The organism is Nocardioides sp. JS614 (assembly GCF_000015265.1).
In the GTDB taxonomy this organism is placed as follows: Bacteria; Actinomycetota; Actinomycetes; order Propionibacteriales; family Nocardioidaceae; genus Nocardioides.
Window position 1 is genome coordinate 3,954,505 of the sequence record NC_008699.1, and the last position, 14,748, is coordinate 3,969,252.

Annotated in this window: 23 protein-coding genes; 14 read left to right on the forward strand and 9 right to left on the reverse strand. The window is 73.0% G+C overall.

All coding sequences use genetic code 11. The features are described from left to right. Positions 1-74 precede the first annotated feature (74 nt). From NOCA_RS20345 to NOCA_RS20360, 4 genes are read left to right on the forward strand one after another with little or no spacing between them, the layout of a single operon-like run. Positions 75-389: a WXG100 family type VII secretion target gene (locus tag NOCA_RS20345; RefSeq protein WP_011757160.1), complete on the forward strand. Its 315-nt coding sequence runs from the start codon at positions 75-77 to the stop codon at positions 387-389. Beyond that, positions 389-691: a WXG100 family type VII secretion target gene (locus tag NOCA_RS20350; RefSeq protein ID WP_011757161.1), complete on the forward strand. Its 303-nt coding sequence runs from the start codon at positions 389-391 to the stop codon at positions 689-691. Before NOCA_RS20345 ends, NOCA_RS20350 begins: the two co-directional genes overlap by 1 nt. Then, positions 688-2,058 (forward strand): RNase A-like domain-containing protein, encoded by a 1,371-nt coding sequence (locus tag NOCA_RS20355; RefSeq protein WP_011757162.1) that lies wholly within the window; start codon positions 688-690, stop codon positions 2,056-2,058. Before NOCA_RS20350 ends, NOCA_RS20355 begins: the two co-directional genes overlap by 4 nt. A gap of 13 nt (positions 2,059-2,071) precedes the next feature. Continuing rightward, positions 2,072-2,356 (forward strand): contact-dependent growth inhibition system immunity protein, encoded by a 285-nt coding sequence (locus NOCA_RS20360; RefSeq protein WP_011757163.1) that lies wholly within the window; start codon positions 2,072-2,074, stop codon positions 2,354-2,356. A gap of 302 nt (positions 2,357-2,658) precedes the next feature. Here NOCA_RS20360 and NOCA_RS27650 read toward each other — a convergent pair whose 3' ends face one another. Next, positions 2,659-2,802, reverse strand: a complete 144-nt coding sequence (locus NOCA_RS27650; protein WP_158305687.1) for a hypothetical protein — start codon at positions 2,800-2,802, stop codon at positions 2,659-2,661. A 198-nt stretch (positions 2,803-3,000) separates the two neighbouring features. Here NOCA_RS27650 and NOCA_RS20365 point away from each other — a divergent pair, with 198 nt between their 5' ends. Beyond that, positions 3,001-3,453 (forward strand): hypothetical protein, encoded by a 453-nt coding sequence (locus tag NOCA_RS20365; protein ID WP_011757165.1) that lies wholly within the window; start codon positions 3,001-3,003, stop codon positions 3,451-3,453. On the opposite strand, the gene NOCA_RS26685 is transcribed toward NOCA_RS20365, so the two are convergent. Continuing rightward, a complete protein-coding gene (locus tag NOCA_RS26685; protein WP_083768213.1) occupies positions 3,407-3,610 on the reverse strand; it encodes a hypothetical protein in 204 nt (67 codons plus the stop codon). The genes NOCA_RS20365 and NOCA_RS26685 overlap by 47 nt on opposite strands. A gap of 15 nt (positions 3,611-3,625) precedes the next feature. Here NOCA_RS26685 and NOCA_RS20370 point away from each other — a divergent pair, with 15 nt between their 5' ends. Genes NOCA_RS20370 through NOCA_RS20380 form a run of 3 tightly spaced genes read left to right on the forward strand, consistent with a single transcriptional unit; the run spans position 3,626 to position 5,093 of the window. After that, positions 3,626-4,255 carry a hypothetical protein gene (locus NOCA_RS20370; protein ID WP_011757166.1) on the forward strand — a complete coding sequence of 210 codons (630 nt, stop codon included), beginning with the start codon at positions 3,626-3,628 and terminating at the stop codon, positions 4,253-4,255. Next, a complete protein-coding gene (locus tag NOCA_RS20375) occupies positions 4,252-4,587 on the forward strand; it encodes a hypothetical protein (RefSeq protein ID WP_011757167.1) in 336 nt (111 codons plus the stop codon). The genes NOCA_RS20370 and NOCA_RS20375 overlap by 4 nt, the downstream gene beginning before the upstream one ends. Positions 4,588-4,601: 14 nt before the next feature. Then, positions 4,602-5,093, forward strand: coding sequence for a hypothetical protein (locus NOCA_RS20380; RefSeq protein ID WP_011757168.1), 492 nt, complete (start codon positions 4,602-4,604; stop codon positions 5,091-5,093). A gap of 69 nt (positions 5,094-5,162) precedes the next feature. On the opposite strand, the gene NOCA_RS20385 is transcribed toward NOCA_RS20380, so the two are convergent. Then, positions 5,163-5,669 carry a DUF4234 domain-containing protein gene (locus NOCA_RS20385; protein WP_011757169.1) on the reverse strand — a complete coding sequence of 169 codons (507 nt, stop codon included), beginning with the start codon at positions 5,667-5,669 and terminating at the stop codon, positions 5,163-5,165. Positions 5,670-5,767: 98 nt separating this feature from the next. Beyond that, complete coding sequence (locus tag NOCA_RS28500) at positions 5,768-5,902, reverse strand: hypothetical protein (RefSeq protein WP_274378263.1); 135 nt, start codon at positions 5,900-5,902, stop codon at positions 5,768-5,770. Positions 5,903-6,005: 103 nt separating this feature from the next. On the opposite strand from NOCA_RS28500, the gene NOCA_RS20390 reads away from it, so the two are divergent. Next, positions 6,006-6,638, forward strand: coding sequence for a maleylpyruvate isomerase N-terminal domain-containing protein (locus NOCA_RS20390; protein ID WP_197687666.1), 633 nt, complete (start codon positions 6,006-6,008; stop codon positions 6,636-6,638). 4 nt (positions 6,639-6,642) lie between these two features. Here NOCA_RS20390 and NOCA_RS20395 read toward each other — a convergent pair whose 3' ends face one another. The 3 genes from NOCA_RS20395 to NOCA_RS20405 all read right to left on the reverse strand — a co-directional run bounded on the left by NOCA_RS20395 (position 6,643) and on the right by NOCA_RS20405 (position 7,950). Next, positions 6,643-7,044 (reverse strand): DUF2237 family protein, encoded by a 402-nt coding sequence (locus NOCA_RS20395; protein WP_011757171.1) that lies wholly within the window; start codon positions 7,042-7,044, stop codon positions 6,643-6,645. A 16-nt stretch (positions 7,045-7,060) separates the two neighbouring features. Next, positions 7,061-7,525, reverse strand: a complete 465-nt coding sequence (locus tag NOCA_RS20400; RefSeq protein WP_011757172.1) for a hypothetical protein — start codon at positions 7,523-7,525, stop codon at positions 7,061-7,063. A gap of 74 nt (positions 7,526-7,599) precedes the next feature. After that, positions 7,600-7,950, reverse strand: a complete 351-nt coding sequence (locus NOCA_RS20405) for an ArsR/SmtB family transcription factor (protein ID WP_011757173.1) — start codon at positions 7,948-7,950, stop codon at positions 7,600-7,602. Positions 7,951-8,042: 92 nt separating this feature from the next. Here NOCA_RS20405 and arsM point away from each other — a divergent pair, with 92 nt between their 5' ends. Genes arsM through NOCA_RS20420 form a run of 3 tightly spaced genes read left to right on the forward strand, consistent with a single transcriptional unit; the run spans position 8,043 to position 10,374 of the window. Beyond that, positions 8,043-8,846 (forward strand): arsenite methyltransferase, encoded by an 804-nt coding sequence (gene arsM, locus NOCA_RS20410; protein WP_011757174.1) that lies wholly within the window; start codon positions 8,043-8,045, stop codon positions 8,844-8,846. Next, on the forward strand, positions 8,843-9,934 hold the full coding sequence (arsB, locus tag NOCA_RS20415) for an ACR3 family arsenite efflux transporter (protein WP_011757175.1): 1,092 nt from the start codon (positions 8,843-8,845) through the stop codon (positions 9,932-9,934). Before arsM ends, arsB begins: the two co-directional genes overlap by 4 nt. Beyond that, the gene (locus tag NOCA_RS20420; protein ID WP_011757176.1) at positions 9,931-10,374 is read left to right on the forward strand and encodes an arsenate-mycothiol transferase ArsC; all 444 of its coding nucleotides are present in this window, start codon (positions 9,931-9,933) and stop codon (positions 10,372-10,374) included. The genes arsB and NOCA_RS20420 overlap by 4 nt, the downstream gene beginning before the upstream one ends. Here the strand turns inward: NOCA_RS20420 and NOCA_RS20425 are convergent. Both NOCA_RS20425 and NOCA_RS20430 read right to left on the reverse strand, forming a co-directional pair. Further along, positions 10,371-13,586, reverse strand: coding sequence for a heavy metal translocating P-type ATPase (locus NOCA_RS20425; protein ID WP_011757177.1), 3,216 nt, complete (start codon positions 13,584-13,586; stop codon positions 10,371-10,373). The two genes, NOCA_RS20420 and NOCA_RS20425, sit on opposite strands and share 4 nt — an antisense overlap. Before the next feature lie 4 nt (positions 13,587-13,590). Then, on the reverse strand, positions 13,591-13,800 hold the full coding sequence (locus NOCA_RS20430; protein WP_011757178.1) for a heavy-metal-associated domain-containing protein: 210 nt from the start codon (positions 13,798-13,800) through the stop codon (positions 13,591-13,593). A 234-nt stretch (positions 13,801-14,034) separates the two neighbouring features. Between NOCA_RS20430 and NOCA_RS27655 the strand changes: the two genes are divergently transcribed. Both NOCA_RS27655 and NOCA_RS20435 read left to right on the forward strand, forming a co-directional pair. Further along, positions 14,035-14,196 carry a hypothetical protein gene (locus tag NOCA_RS27655; protein WP_158305688.1) on the forward strand — a complete coding sequence of 54 codons (162 nt, stop codon included), beginning with the start codon at positions 14,035-14,037 and terminating at the stop codon, positions 14,194-14,196. A gap of 51 nt (positions 14,197-14,247) precedes the next feature. Continuing rightward, positions 14,248-14,661 (forward strand): carboxymuconolactone decarboxylase family protein, encoded by a 414-nt coding sequence (locus NOCA_RS20435; protein WP_011757179.1) that lies wholly within the window; start codon positions 14,248-14,250, stop codon positions 14,659-14,661. The last annotated feature ends 87 nt before the right edge of the window (positions 14,662-14,748 follow it).

The following is a 14,748-nucleotide window of genomic DNA, read 5'->3' on the forward strand; positions in this document are numbered from 1 at the left end:
GGCAGGAGAGCCGCTTGTCCACAGGTCGCCGATGACCGGGGTCCATCGCCGGCTCGGCGGGGCATCGTCTCGGCATGGACGATCCGCTCGCCGCCGACCATCTGGCGTTCCGGGCCGCCGTCGCGCACGTGCGCGGCACGGTCGCGCAGCTGGCTGAGGACCGGGACCGGGTCGCGGCCCGGGTCGACGCGCTGCTCGACCGCGGCTGGCGCGGCGGCGCCGCCACCTCCTTCGCCGCCGGCTGGGCGGAGTGGGCCCGCGCGGCCGATGCCGTACGACGCGGCCTGGAGCTGATGGGCGACCTGCTGGAGGCGGCCGACCGCGACCTGGTCCGCGCCGACACCGACGCCGGCGATGAACTGGCCAGCCTCCGGGCGAGGTTGGGCTGATGTCCGCGCCGGGCTTCGCCGTCGACCTCGACGAGCTGCTCGACGTGGTCGACGAACTGGTGCGGTGCGGTGTGGCGCTCGACGCGCTGCTCGACGACGTCGTCGGGCGGGTCGCCGCACTGCAGCAGACCTGGTCCGGGAGCGCCGCGGACGCCCAGGCCGGCGCCCAGGCGGAGTGGGAGAGCGGCTTCCGCGAGATGAGCGCGGCGCTGGCCGTGATGCGGAGTGCCGCCGACACGGCCCATGACAACTACGAGCGCGCCGCGACCACGAACCTGCGGATGTGGGAGCAGGTCCGGTGAGGCTCGCGGTCCTGGGCGAGGGCTACGCCTCGGCGACGACAGCGTTCGTCTCCGGCAACGAGATCGCCGCACAGGCGGCCCGCGACCTGTGTGCCGACCTGATCGGCTTCGGTGGGATGGCGGGCGACGATGCGACGGCGACCGACTTCGCGGCGTCGTACGACGAGGCGGCCGCGGAGGCGGCCGCCGGGGTCGCCGAGGTGGCCTGCGCGCTCGCGTCCCTGGCCGAGCTGAGCGCGCACTCGCTGACCAATCACCATGCGGCGGAGGTCGCCTCGGGCGGATCCGGCGTGGGCGGGGAGCCCGACGCGTCAGGCGTCGTGCGCCTGATGGCGGCGACACCGCCCTCCGCGCTGGGGGCCGACGCCGACTTCCTGCCGGGGTGGGCGGGGGTCGTGCTCGACTTCCTGGAGGGGGCCGTCTGGCCCGACGCGGACACCGATCGGCTGCGTGCGGCCGCCACCACATGGCGCACCGCCGCCCGTGCGGTGGGCCTGCTCGGCGCGCACTGCGAGACCGCGCTCTCCGGACTTGACGACGAGGTCTCGCCCGAGATCCCCGTGGCGATCGCGACCACGCGCGACCTGCGCGATCGGGTGGCCACGGTCGCCGAGCAGCTCGTCGCGATCGCCGGCGCATGCGAGGCGTACGCCGACCAGGTCGAAGCGAAGCGCGCCGAGATGCTCGACCTGCTCAAGGAGCTCGGCATCGAGCTCGGGGTCGGCGCGGTCATCGCCGGCGCCCTGTCGTTCCTCTCCGCCGGCCTCGCCGCCGGGGCCGGCAGCGCCGCCGCGGGCGGCCGGATCGCCACCGCCTCGCGCGAGCTCAAGGTGATCGCCGACGCGCTGCGGATCCTCAACGGCAGCACCGCGGCCACCCTCCGCCCCGTCGCCGTCACTGTCCGAGACACCCGCTCCTCGCTCGCGCGGCTGCTGCGGGTCGACCTCGCTCGGGCGGATGAGCGGGGGGTAGCGTCCCTGGGCCGGTGGCCGGACGGCTGGCTCTCGCAACACGAGAAGGGCGAGCTGGCGCACACGATCAGGCGGCACGTGGCGAAGTCGGACCGCGAGCTCATCGAGCGCGTCACCGCCTCGGCCGGGCCGAGGCGGGCTTCATCGTTCGCCGACCAACGGACCGCGGAGCGCTTCCTCCGCCGTCTCTTGGGATCGCAATCCGATGACATCCGCGTCTGGTTGAGGACCAATCCCGAGGACCGCTTCGTCCTGACCCAGGACTTCGGTGTGATTGTCGGACGCACGGCCACCCGAGCCGGAGAGGTGTTCGACGTTTCGGGGCTTCGCGCCATCTTGACGGCAGACCCGACGATGCCTCAGGGCTACCGCATCGTGACGGCCTATCCCGCCTAGACTGGAGAACGCGATGGAGACACGAGCCCTCCGCCACTTCATGGGCGCCTACCTGCACCAGGACTTCGATCTGGTGGGTTCGGTCGAGGACAACCTCGCCCTGTTCGTGCGGCAGTCACCCGCGCTGGCCGCCGCGCTGTCGGACGAGGTCGCCGACCTGCTCGCGCATCCATTCACCGATGGTGAGCTCGAGCGGCTGCTCGACGAGATGGGCTGCGAGGCCTCTCCACCGGTCGGCAAGACCTACCGCGACTGGCTCACTCAGATCGCCGACCGGGTCCGTCGAACGACGGCCTGAGGGCGCCGCCAGTTTCATCGGTCGACCGACAGAGCTCGTGCTTGGACGACGCAGTTGCATCGTCCAGGGTCGAGTTTCGTCGGCCGGCCGACGAAACTCGCGAGCCGGCCATCTGGGCGGGCCGGCCCCCGGAGTAACGGAAGGCCGCCCCGTCGAAGGCGGAGCCGGTCGGCGCCCCGCAACACGCAGACGGAGAGGAGCAGGGCGAGCGCCCGGGGTCGGGGTGTGGCGGTCACAACGACCGTCCGGCGCCCACCAACCCCGGGGGCCCGTGCACGCCACCGGTCGACCCGCCGCGAAGGTCAGCGGGTCTGGTGCCGCAGGCGCAGCATCTCCAGCTCGACCTGGCTCTGATGGCGTCGGCGCAGGTCCTCCAGGCGCTGCTGCTTGTCCTGGTGGGTCAGCGAGCGCCACACCTCGCGGCGCTCGGCCAGCATCGACTTCATGACGGGTTCCTTCTCCGGTCTCGGGATCCACCTCCGTGGTGGGCACGCCCATCGTCGGCGGCGGCGCTTGGAGACGGCTGGGAGCCGACTTGAGGGAACCGGCGAGGAACCGGCGAGGAACCGGCGAGGAACAAGGTCCGTGCCGCCCACGGACCCACGACCCTGGGACGCGGGCACCCGGCGCCCCAGCCTGGTGCCATGAGCACGCCCACCCGGGTCGCCAGCCACAAGCGGTCGCCCACGGCGGCCGCCCGCCGCTCGGGGTACGTCGGCACCGTCGTCTTCGACGCGATCAGCCTGATCGCCATCAACGCGTGGCCGGGCTGGGACGTGCTGCCGTTTCTCACCGCCGACACCGACCGGGTGATCGGGCTCGTGAACGCCTCGATCGTGGTGCACCTGGTGGTCTTCGCGCTCTACACGCTCTGGGACCCGAAGGCGCTCCGGGCGGCCGGTGAGATGCTCACGTCCGGCTTCGGCATCGCGGTGACCGCCCGGCTGTGGCAGGTCTACCCGTTCGACACGGCCGATGACTGGTCCGGTTGGGGGCTGGTCGCCCACGTGCTGGTCGGGCTCGGGATCGTCGGGTCGGCGATCGGCGTGGTCACCGGGGTGGTGCACCTGGTCCAGGCGTGCGCCCGTCCTGAGTGAGCCGCGGCCCGGCGCCGTTCTCGAGCCGGTCCCGCAACCGGTCGCGGACCTCCTCGGGGCTCAGCTGCGCGCGCTGGCGCTGGTCGCGCGCGATGATGACACCGGTGGCGGCCACTCCGGCCAGCCCCGCCAGCCCGAGCCACTTCCACAGCTTCACGGGGGACTCCTCTCGATGACTCGTCCGACCGGCCCGACCGGCTCCACCCTCACGCTCGAGCAGGCCGTCGACCTGACGCGGACCGGCGACCTGTGGTTGTTCCGCGGGCGCTCGACCGCCGACCACGCTATCCGGGTGCTGACCAACGCGCCCGTCAACCACGTCGGCATGGCGATCGTGCTCGACGACCTGCCGCCGCTGATGTGGCACGCCGAGCTCGGCAAGGGGCTGCTCGACGTGTGGACCAACAGCCACCACCGCGGGGTCCAGCTGCACGACCTGCGCGCGGCGGTGGAGCAGTGGACCGGCCGCTACGGCCAGCGCGCCTGGCTGCGTCAGCTCGACGCGCCGGTCACCGCGGAGATGGAGGACGCAGTGCTGCGCACCGTCGCGCGCCTGGACGGTACGCCGTTCCCGGCGACAGCGGCGTTGGTCGGCCGATGGGCCCGCGGTCGACTGCGCCGCCCCGCGCCGGCCGAGCTGACCTACTGCGCCGAAGTGGTGGCGGCGACGTACACGGCGATGGGCCTGCTCGACGGCCGCCGGCCCACCAACTACTACGACCCGGGGCGGTTCTGGTCGGGTGACGACCTGGAGCTGCTGCAGGGTGCGGAGCTGAACGAGGAGATCGAGGTACTGCCATGACCGACCTGGCCCTGACCGCCGACGACCTCGCGGTGCGGTTCACGCCCGCCGAGAAGGCGCTCGGGATTCTGCGGAACGTGACCGTGCCGCGCACGGCGATCACCTCCGCCGTCCTGGTGCGGTCCTGGCGCCGCGAGGTGCGGGGCCTCCGGGTTGGTCTCGGGCTCCCGGGCATCCGGCTGCTCGGCACCTGGCGCTCGCGCGGCCACAAGCAGCTGGTCGCGCTGCGCCGCGACGTGCCGGCGGTCCGGATCGGCCTGGTGGGCGCGTCGTACGACGAGCTCCTGGTCAGCACGCCCGACGCCGAGCGACTGGTCGCCGAGCTCGGCTGACGAGCAGCAGGCGGGTGTACCACGTCGGCTCCCGCGAGGGACTGCTCGCCGAGGTGACCCGCGAGGTCGAGGCCCGGCAGCGGGCGCTGATGACCGCGACGTACGACGAGGAACTGCCGCCGCTGGCCGCCGCCGCGGCGTACTGGGAGCAGACCGTCGAGGCCACGCTGCGCCACGGCCCGCTCTTCTTCGAGCTCGCCGCGCACGCGATGCAGGGCAAGGAGCACGCCGCCGACCTGAAAGCCGAGCTGATCGCTGCGTGGCTGCCCTCGATCACCGAGCTGTGCCGGCGGCTCGGGATCCCCGCGCCTCAGGCCGAGATCCACGCGCGCCTGGCCCTGGGCGCGGCCCGCGGGCTGCTCATGGACCTGCTGGTGACCGGGCAGCGCGAGCAGGTCGCGCAGGCCGCCGACCTGCTCAGCCGGCTGCTCCTGCTCTCCGCCGAGGACGGCGGCGCCGGGCCCCACGACGACCCCGGCAACCACACCGGGCCGGCGCCTCGATGAGGCCCGGCCCGGTGCTGCGCGGTCTGTGGTGCGCGGTCTGTGGTGCGGTGGTCTGTGGTGCGGTGGTGGTCAGGCCTGGGCGCCGACCGACTTCCAGTACTCGTTGAGCGCGTTGTTGGTCTTGACGAACCACACGATCGCGCCGACGAGGAACAGCCAGCCCAGCAGCAGGAACCACAGGCCGGTGGCCGCGGTGACCGGGGCCTGCTGGCCGCGGCGCTCGTAGAGCTTGCCGACCTCGTTGGAGGACAGGAACGGGCTCACGATGCCGACGAAGATCGCCAGGATCAGCGCGATCCCGCCGCCGATGCCCTCACCCGTGTGCCGCTTCATCTCGTCGTGGGTCTTGTAGTACCAGAACCAGGTGTAGATCCCCAGGGTCACGATGCTGAGCAGGATGCAGGTCCCGGTGCTGCGGACCTCACCGATCGGGCCGGCGGCGGGGGCCGCGTGGGCCGCCCCGGCGTACGCCGGGGCGGCCGGCGCCGGCGCGGGAGCAGGCGTGGCCTCGCCGAAGGGCGGCGGAACGGATGCGCTCTGCGGGCTGACAGGGGTGGAGTCGTTGCTCTCGGTCATGCGGCAGAGGCTAGGGCCCCACCGACCCCGCCGCGGGGATTCCCGCGGTGGACTGGACCGCGTGTCCCCAGCGAGCGCGGGTCCGGCGGTGCTTCGGGTCAGCGCCGCCGCAGGAGCCGCAGGTCGAGCTCGACCTGGGCCTGCTGGCGGCGCCGAAGGGCCTCCAGGCGCGCCGCCAGCTCCTGCGCGGGGAGCACCTGCCGGGAGCGGTGGCGCGAGCGCTGCTGGGTCATGCCTCCATGGTGCCGACCGCACCTGGGGACGCGCTTCCGATCAACCGTCAACAACCTGTGGACACCCGCGCCGGGCGCCGGACGCGTGCCGGAGGATGGAGCGGTGTCGACCGCCCTGACCGCAGCCCGCACCACCTACGCCGAGGCCTCCGACGCGTTCGTGGCCCTCGCCGCCCAGGTGCCGATGGAGCGGTACGCCGAGCCGGGGCTCGGCACCTGGGACCTGCGCGCGCTCATCGGGCACACCGGCCGCTCGCTGGTCACCGTCGCGACCTACCTGACGACCCGCGCGGCGCGGGTCGACGCCCCGGACGCCGCGGCGTACTTCGCGATCGTCAGCCGGCTCGCGCACGGCAGCGCGCGCGACGCGATCCACCAGCGCGGGATCGAGGCCGGCGTCGCGCTCGGCGCGCACCCGCTCGCCGCCCTGGAGGCGGCACGCGAGGAGGCCGAGCTCGCCCTGGACCTCCTCGAAGGGGAGGACCCGGTCGTCGAGACCGCCGCCGGCGGGATGCGGGTCAGCGACTACCTGCCCACCAGGACGTTCGAGCTGACCGTGCACTCCCTCGACATCGCCGAGGCCGCCGGCCTGGAGTTCGCGCCGCCGGCCGAGGCGCTCGCCGACACCCTCGCGCTGGCCACGGCGAGCGCCCTGCGGCTGGGCCACGGGGTCGACGTGCTGCTCGCGCTCACCGGTCGCCGGCCGCTGGCCGCTGGCACCTCGGTCGTCCCCTGACCGCTCAGAGCAGCGCGCCGGGATCGTCCGGGACGTCGACCGCCTGCTCGTCGAGGTACTCCAGCGGGACGACCTCCAGGGCCCGCTCGCTCGTGGACGCCAGCACGACCGGCGCGGGGACGCCGGCCTCGTAGGCCTGCAGCCAGCGCGCGGCCACCACGCACCACCGGTCACCGGGGTGCAGGCCCGGGAAGCCGTACTCCGGACGGGGGGTGGACAGGTCGTTGCCGATCCGGCGCTGGTAGTCGAGGAACTCCGTGGTCATCACCGCGCAGACCGCATGCAGCCCCACGTCCTGGGGTCCGCACGTGCAGGTGCCGTCGCGGGAGAAGCCGGTCACCGGGTCGGTGCCGCAGGGCTCCAGCTGCGTCCCGAAGACGTTCCGCTCCTCCAACGGTCCGACCATCAGCCCCGCTCCCCTCTCAACCCAGGGCCCAGATCCCCGGACGTCCCTTGGTCATCGCGCCCTCGGCCACCAGCGCCTGCCGGGCCCGCCGCGCGGCGTAGCGCCAGCGCAGCTCGCCCTCGGGCGTCTTCTCGTGGTCGGCGTCGGTGAGCCGCTCCTCCATCCGGACCTCGAGCTCGAGGAAGACCTCGTCCTGGTCCAGCTCGCCACCGGCGGCCGACAGCACCGCGAGGATCTCGGGCTTGAAGACGTCCGGCGGGGTCCACCGGTGCCGGACCGGTCGCGCCGGCGCCGCCGCGGTGGTCGACCTGGTCGAGGTGGTCGACCTGCTCGATCCGGGCGACGAGGTTGCGGTTCGGCGTACGACGGGCCGGGTGGCCGGCGCCTTGCGCACGGTCGGCGGGGGTGGAGCCGGCGGGTTCCCGTGGATGCACTGGGACTTCGGAAGGTCACACAGCTCGCAGTAGTCCTCGGCGCTCATCGGCTCCAGCCTAGACGACCGGCCGACCGATGGGCCGAGCGGATGAACGGCCGGCGGCGGCGGCCGCCCGATCGTCAGGGGAGCAAGGCGCTGCTGAGGCTCGTGAGGGTGTCGTCCACCAATCGGTAGAACGCCCAGCGACCGCGCTGCTCGCGGGTCACGAGCCCGGCGTCGACCAGCTGCTTCATGTGATGGGACACCGTCGGCTGGGAGAGCCCGACCGGCTCGATGAGGTCGCAGATGCAGGCCTCGCGCTCGGGATGGGCGGCGATCATCGAGAGCAGGCGCAGCCGGGTCGGGTCCCCCAGCGCCTTGAACACCCGCGCCAGGTTCTGCGCCTCCTCGGCGTCGAGCAGCCCGCGGGCGACCGGGACGCAACAGCCGCCGGTGTCGTCGAGGACAGGGAGGGCGGATCGAGCGGACATGGCTCCATGGTGCCACACCCATTGACATTCGTCGATTGATTGATAATCTTCGATGCATCGACAGTCGTCGATACGGATGAGAGGATAGAGCCATGACGAGTACCGACGATCTCCGCGAGGAGGTCCGCACCCGCTACGCCCAGGCCGCGACCGCCGTGCGCGCCGGCAGCACCAACACCGAGCTGAACGACGCCCTGCAGGTCGTCGACGACGGCTGCGGCTCCAGCTCGTGCTGCGGCGGCGACGCGACAGCGGTCGACCAGTCCTTCGGCGCCGGGCTCTACGCCCCCGAGGAGCAGGACGAGCTGCCCGCGGAGGCCCTGGCCGCCAGCCTCGGCTGCGGCAACCCCACCGCCGTGGCCGCGCTGCGGCGCGGCGAGCGGGTCCTCGACCTGGGCTCGGGCGGCGGCATCGACGTACTGCTCTCGGCGCGCCGGGTCGGCGAGACGGGCTTCGCCTACGGCGTGGACATGACCGAGGAGATGCTCGAGCTGGCCCGTGCCAACGCCGCCAAGGCGGGCGCCACCAACGTCGAGTTCCTCCAGGGCACCATCGAGGACGTCCCCCTGCCGGACGCCTCTGTCGACGTGGTGATCTCCAACTGCGTGATCAACCTGTCGGTCGACAAGCCCCGGGTGCTCGCGGAGATGCACCGGGTGCTGGTGCCGGGCGGCCGGATCGGGATCTCCGACGTCGTCGCCGAGGACCAGCTGACCACGGCCGACCGCGCCGAGCGTGGCTCCTACGTCGGCTGCATCGCCGGCGCCCTCTCGCGGGCCGAGTACCTCGACGGCCTCACCGCGGCCGGCTTCGTGGACGCCGAGGTCGAGTTCACCCACGAGGCCGCACCGGGGATGCACGGCGCGATCATCCGAGCCACCAAGCCCGTCGCGTGAGCGACACTGCAGCGGCGCAGGTCCGTGCCGACGTCGTCGGCCGGCTCCCCACGCTCGACCGGTACCTGCCGGTGTGGATCGGGCTGGCGATGGCGGCCGGGCTGCTGCTCGGCCGCTGGGTGCCCGGCATCGCCGACGTCCTCGACGCGATCACGATCGCCTCGGTGTCGCTGCCGATCGCGCTCGGGCTGCTGGTGATGATGTACCCCGTCCTCGCCAAGGTCCGCTACAACGAGGTGGGCGACGTCGCTCGCGACACCCGCATGATGGCGCTGTCGGTGGTGCTGAACTGGGTCGTCGGTCCGGCCCTGATGTTCACCCTGGCCTGGGTGTTCCTCGCCGACCTGCCCGAGTACCGCACCGGGCTGATCATCGTGGGCCTGGCCCGGTGCATCGCGATGGTGATCATCTGGAACGACCTCGCCTGCGGGGACCGGGAAGCGGCGGCCGTCCTGGTCGCCCTGAACTCGGTCTTCCAGGTGCTCGCCTTCGCCCTGCTCGGCTGGTTCTACCTCGACCTGCTGCCCGGCTGGCTCGGCCTCTCCGGCACCGGGCTGGAGGTGTCGCCCTGGCAGATCGCCTGGAGCGTGGTGGTGTTCCTCGGCATCCCGCTCGCTGCCGGCTACCTCAGCCGCCGGGCGGGAGAACGACGCCGCGGCCGCGAGTGGTACGAGCAGCGGTTCCTGCCACGGATCGGGCCGTGGGCGCTGTACGGACTCCTGTTCACCATCGTGGTGCTGTTCGCACTGCAGGGCGACACCATCACCAACCAGCCGGCCGACGTCGCGCGCATCGCCGTCCCCCTGGTCGTCTACTTCGCCCTGATGTGGGGCGGGTCGATGCTGGCCGCCCACCGTGCGGGGCTCGGCTACCGCCGATCCACCACGGTCGCCTTCACGGCAGCCGGCAACAACTTCGAGCTCGCGATCGCGGTGGCCATCGCCGTGTACGGCGTCACCAGCGGGCAGGCGCTCGCGGGAGTCGTCGGCCCGCTGATCGAGGTGCCCGTCCTCGTCGGCCTGGTCTACGTGAGCCTCTGGGCCCGCCGCTTCTTCCCCGACACCGTCCAGGAGGACCTACCCCGATGACCGAGACCCACGTCCCCACCGTCGTGTTCGCCTGCGTCCGCAACGGTGGCCGCTCCGTGGCTGCCCGGCTGCTCACCGAGCACTACGCCCGCGGCCGCGTGCTGGCCCTGTCGGCCGGCACCCAGCCGGGCGAGCACATCCACCCCGAGGTCGCCGAGGTCCTGGAGAAGCTCGGCCTGGACACCTCGCAGGAACATCCCAAGCTGCTCACCACCGAGATGATCGCCGGCAGTGACCTGGCGATCACGCTCGGGTGCGGCGAGGAGTGTCCCTACGTGCCCGGCGTCACCTACCGGGACTGGCCGGTCGACGACCCCGGGGGCCAGGAGGAGGAGACGGTGCGTCGCATCGTCGCCGACCTCGACCGCCGCGTGCGCGACCTCCTGCAGGAGCTCGCGCCGGATCTCCCTCTGTCGCCCCCGGTGGTGCGGGCGGGCTAGCCCGCCCGCACCACGAACGGCGCGGTGACGACGGTGTCGTCGCCGAGGCGGAACTGCGCCCACAGGCGATAGGTCCCCGCGACCTCGAACCGGGCGTGCATGGCCAGCTCGGGCCCGAAGGTCGTCCCGGGCAGCGCCGGCACCGGCCGGCCGTCGTCGTCGAACGTCTCGGCGTGCCGGTGCGCGAACCGGGTGCCGTCCTCGCGCAGGACCACGACGTGGCCGGCGGCGCCCAGGTAGGGCCCGAGGTCGTCGATGGGGGCACCGGTCGCGGCGTCGGCGAAGGTCAGCGTGAACTCGCTGACCGCGTCGACGTGCGCCTCGCCGTCCAGCGTGATCCGCACGCCGTCCACGGTGACCTCGCGGACGTCGGCGCTCGGCACCGGCGCGGCCGGCGGCGGGTCGCCCGCGACCGTCACCTCGTGGCTGTCGAGCACGTCGGCGAGCTGACCCTCCTGGCGCAGCTCGGTGTGCAGCGCGTAGGTGCCTGCCGTCGGGAACGTCGCCCGGACCGTGAACACCCCGTCCTCGCCGGTCGGCTCGGGGTGCAGGTGCGCGAAGGTGCCGAGGTCGGACCGGGTCACGATCAGGTGCATCCACACCTGGTGGGTGCGGACCAGGTCGCCGACCGGGTCGCCGGTGGCCGCGTCGCGCACCGTGACGGTCAGCGTCGTCGGAGCTCCGGGCCGTACGTCGGCAGGCAGGTCGTACCCGATGTCGAGCCCCGCGTGGTGGGCGCTGGTCGGCGGCACGTCCGTCTCCTCCAGGACGCTCATCGCCGGACGCATCGGCATGCCCATGCCAGCCTGCCAGGTGAGCAGGCCGTTCATCCCGCGCTCGGCCTGGTCGGTGCGGCTGAGCCAGGTGAAGCCGATCCCGATCGCGAGGGCGACCACGGCGATCAGGCCGAGGTAGCCGGCGTCGACGATCCGGCCGCGCAGGCTCCCGCCGTGGCCCGGCTTGCGCAGCCGCAGCGCGTTGGTCACCACGCTGACCGAGCTCATCGCCATGGCGGCGCCGGCCAGGACCGGGTCCAGCAGGAGCCCGTCCCACCAGTAGAGCGCGCCCGCGGCGACGGGGACGAGCAGCACGTTGTAGGCGAAGGCCCAGACCAGCCCCTGCTTGATCGTGGTCACGGTGCGGCGCGAGATGTCGATGGCCGACGCGATCCCGTGCAGGTCACCGCCGACCAGGGTGATGTCCGAGGCCGCGATGGCGACGTCCGTGCCGGTGCCGATCGCGATGCCGAGGTCCGCCTGCGCCAGTGCGGGCGCGTCGTTGACGCCGTCGCCGACCATCGCGACGACCTGGCCGGCGGCCTGGAGCTCGGCGACCCGGCGGGCCTTGTCGGCCGGCCGCACGTCGGCCATCACGTGCTCGATGCCGACCTGCTCGGCGACGGCGCGGGCGGTGGTGGCGTTGTCGCCGGTGACCATCCAGACCTCGAGGCCGAGCCGCTCCAGGGCGGCGACGGCCGCGGCCGAGGACTCCTTGACCGTGTCCGCGACGGTGACGCTGCCGGCCAGGACGCCGTCGACGGCGGCGTACACGCCGGCGCCGTCGAGCGGTGCCGTGTCGATGTCGTGCTGGGCGAGGTGGGCGGTGTTGCCGACCAGCACCGTGCGGCCGTCGATCTCGGCGACGACGCCGTGGCCGGGGACCGAGTCGAAGTGCGTGACTGCCGGCAGCGTGAGCCCGCGGTCCTGTGCCCCGCGCACGATCGCCTCGCCGACCGGGTGCTCGCTGCCGACCTCGGCAGCCGCCACCAGTGCGAGCAGCTCGTCGGCGTCCCAGCCCTGCGACGTGACGACCTCGGCGAGGTCGGGGTGGCCGCGGGTGATGGTGCCGGTCTTGTCGAGCACGACCGCCGTCAGCCGGCGCGCGGTCTCGAGGGCCGCGCCGTCACCGACCAGGATGCCCATCTCGGCGGCCTTGCCGGTGCCGACCATGACCGCGGTGGGCGTGGCCAGGCCGAGCGCGCACGGGCAGGCGATGATCAGCACCGCGACCGTCGTACCGATCGCCAGGACCAGGCGGTCCGCCTCCGGGCCGAGGAGCAGCCAGCCGAGGAAGGTCAGGAGCGCGACGACCAGCACGGCCGGCACGAACCACGCCGAGACCCGGTCGGCGAGCCGCTGCATCGGCGGGGCGCTGGCCTGCGCCTCCTCGACGAGGCGCACGATCTGGGCGAGCGTGCTGTCGGCGCCCACCGCCGTCGTCCGGACCACGAGGCTGCCCGTGGTGTTGACCGTGGCGCCGATGACCGCATCCCCCGCGACCTTCTCGACCGGGACGCTCTCGCCGGTCAGCATCGACTCGTCGACCGCGGACCGGCCCTCGGCGACGACGCCGTCGACGGGCAGCTTCTCCCCCGGCCGGACCCGCACGTGGTCTCCCACGCGCACCTCGGCGATGGGTACGTCGACCTCCGCACCGTCGCGGAGCACCCGGGCGGTCGTGGGCGCGAGCCCGACCAGCGCCTTGATCGAGGCCGCGGTGCGCTTCTTGGCCTTCAGCTCCAGCCACCGGCCCATCAGGATCAGCGCCATCACGATCAGCGCGGTCTCGTAGTACAGGTGGAGCGGCAGGCCCCAGCGCTCGGCCGGCCCCGGCCAGAGGGTGACGAACGCGCTGTAGCCGTAGGCCACGCCGGTGCCGAGCGCGACCAGGGTGTCCATGCTCGAGGACCCGTGCTTGGCGTTCGCCCAGGCCCGTTGGTAGATGTCGCGGCCGGCCCAGAACAGGGTGACGGTCGCGACCACGAGGAGCAACGGCATCAGCCAGTCCATCGTGTCGAGGTCGAACGGGACGTACATCAGGCCCATCAGGGCCAGGCCGACGACGAGCGCGACCCGCCACTTGCGGCCCAGCCGGGCGATCTCGACGTCGCGGCGCGCGTCCAGCTCGGCGACGGGGTCCGGCGCGGCCGGCAGATCCGCCTCGGGCCGGGGCGCCGCGCGCAGGGTGCCGGCGTACCCGGCCTTCTGCACCGCCGCCGTGAGCGCGGCGGGCTCGACGACCGCCGGGTCGTAGGTGACCGCGGCCGTCTCGGTCGCGAGGTTCACCGAGGCCTCCACCACGCCGTCGACCCGGGACAGCGCCTTCTGCACCCGGCCCACGCAGGACGCGCAGGTCATGCCCTCGATGTCGAGGGTCCCCTCGGCGGTGAGCGGCGGGTTCTCGGTGGTCGGTGTCGTCGGTGTGGTGGTCATGGCCTCAGGAGACGAGCTCGTAGCCGGCCTCGTCGATGGCGGCGGCGATCTCGTCGTGGGTGAGCTCCCGGGTGGACCGCACGGTGACGTCGCCGGTCTCGAGCTCGACCTGGACGTCGGTGACGGGCTCCAGTGCGCTGACCTCGCGGGTCACGGCGCCGACGCAGTGGCCGCAGGTCATCCCGGTGACGCGGTACGTGTGGGTCGTGGACATCTCGATTCTCCTCAGAGTAGACCGTATATACCCCACTGGGGTATCACATCGGAGCGAACCTAGCATACCCCTGCGGGGTATGAACAGGGCCGGTCGGCCGATCGTTCGCGGGCCCATCGCCTGAGGTGGCGCGAGCCGGGAAGTACGGCGATCTCCCGATGTGCCGGCCCACCTCAGGCGCGCACCGTGGCACTCGCCACCGCCTAGCGACCGACTACTCCCAGGAGTACCCCGATGATCGACTCCCTCACCATCCCCGACCCGACCTGCGCGCTCATGCTCGCCCACCTCAGGGTGGACCAGGAGGGGCGGGCGTACGCCGTGCGCCGGCGGGCCCTGCGCCGCCGGCAGCGACGATTCCAGCACCAGGCGCGCCTGCGCCGACTGCTCGCGTGAGGACCATCGCCAAGTCGTGACCGATACCCCCCGGGGTATATCATCGTTCGCATGACGACCTCCACGATCGCCCAGTCCACCGAGCACCAGGCCTCCGAGCACCCCCACGGCAAGGAGGTGCTGGACGCCCTCTCCCCGCTGCACCGGCAGCTGCGGCAAGCGGTGCCCGACGTCTACAAGGGCTTCGGCGAGCTGCACAAGGCCGCGTTCGCCGCGGGTGCGCTCGACACCCGCACCAAGGAGCTGATCGCGGTCGCGATCGGGGTCGTGGAGGGCTGCGACGGCTGCATCGCCTCCCACGCCCAGGCCGCGGCCCGGGCCGGCGCGACCAAGCAGGAGGCGGCCGAGGCGATCGGCGTCACCTTCCTGATGAAGGGCGGCCCGGCCACGATCTACGGGCCGCGCGCCTACGACGCGTTCTGCGAGTTCGCCGACGCCCTGGAGCAGGGCCGCCCCCCCGCCTGAGCCGGCGGTCTCAGGCTGCGCGCGGACCGCAACCCAACCGTCTGAACACCGACCCAGGAAAGATCCCGCGGCCGGCGCGGCGGCGAA

Excerpts from the sequence above, each read along its gene's own strand:
- NOCA_RS20345 (WP_011757160.1), top strand. The coding sequence starts at position 75 with ATGGACGATCCGCTCGCCGCCGACCATCTGGCGTTCCGGGCCGCCGTC.
- NOCA_RS20350 (WP_011757161.1), top strand. The coding sequence starts at position 389 with ATGTCCGCGCCGGGCTTCGCCGTCGACCTCGACGAGCTGCTCGACGTG.
- NOCA_RS20360 (WP_011757163.1), top strand. The coding sequence starts at position 2,072 with ATGGAGACACGAGCCCTCCGCCACTTCATGGGCGCCTACCTGCACCAG.
- NOCA_RS27650 (WP_158305687.1), bottom strand. The coding sequence starts at position 2,802 with ATGAAGTCGATGCTGGCCGAGCGCCGCGAGGTGTGGCGCTCGCTGACC.
- NOCA_RS20365 (WP_011757165.1), top strand. The coding sequence starts at position 3,001 with ATGAGCACGCCCACCCGGGTCGCCAGCCACAAGCGGTCGCCCACGGCG.
- NOCA_RS20370 (WP_011757166.1), top strand. The coding sequence starts at position 3,626 with ATGACTCGTCCGACCGGCCCGACCGGCTCCACCCTCACGCTCGAGCAG.
- NOCA_RS20375 (WP_011757167.1), top strand. The coding sequence starts at position 4,252 with ATGACCGACCTGGCCCTGACCGCCGACGACCTCGCGGTGCGGTTCACG.
- NOCA_RS20385 (WP_011757169.1), bottom strand. The coding sequence starts at position 5,669 with ATGACCGAGAGCAACGACTCCACCCCTGTCAGCCCGCAGAGCGCATCC.
- NOCA_RS28500 (WP_274378263.1), bottom strand. The coding sequence starts at position 5,902 with ATGACCCAGCAGCGCTCGCGCCACCGCTCCCGGCAGGTGCTCCCCGCG.
- NOCA_RS20395 (WP_011757171.1), bottom strand. The coding sequence starts at position 7,044 with ATGGTCGGACCGTTGGAGGAGCGGAACGTCTTCGGGACGCAGCTGGAG.
- NOCA_RS20400 (WP_011757172.1), bottom strand. The coding sequence starts at position 7,525 with ATGAGCGCCGAGGACTACTGCGAGCTGTGTGACCTTCCGAAGTCCCAG.
- NOCA_RS20405 (WP_011757173.1), bottom strand. The coding sequence starts at position 7,950 with ATGTCCGCTCGATCCGCCCTCCCTGTCCTCGACGACACCGGCGGCTGT.
- arsM (WP_011757174.1), top strand. The coding sequence starts at position 8,043 with ATGACGAGTACCGACGATCTCCGCGAGGAGGTCCGCACCCGCTACGCC.
- NOCA_RS20420 (WP_011757176.1), top strand. The coding sequence starts at position 9,931 with ATGACCGAGACCCACGTCCCCACCGTCGTGTTCGCCTGCGTCCGCAAC.
- NOCA_RS20425 (WP_011757177.1), bottom strand. The coding sequence starts at position 13,586 with ATGACCACCACACCGACGACACCGACCACCGAGAACCCGCCGCTCACC.
- NOCA_RS20430 (WP_011757178.1), bottom strand. The coding sequence starts at position 13,800 with ATGTCCACGACCCACACGTACCGCGTCACCGGGATGACCTGCGGCCAC.
- NOCA_RS27655 (WP_158305688.1), top strand. The coding sequence starts at position 14,035 with ATGATCGACTCCCTCACCATCCCCGACCCGACCTGCGCGCTCATGCTC.
- NOCA_RS20435 (WP_011757179.1), top strand. The coding sequence starts at position 14,248 with ATGACGACCTCCACGATCGCCCAGTCCACCGAGCACCAGGCCTCCGAG.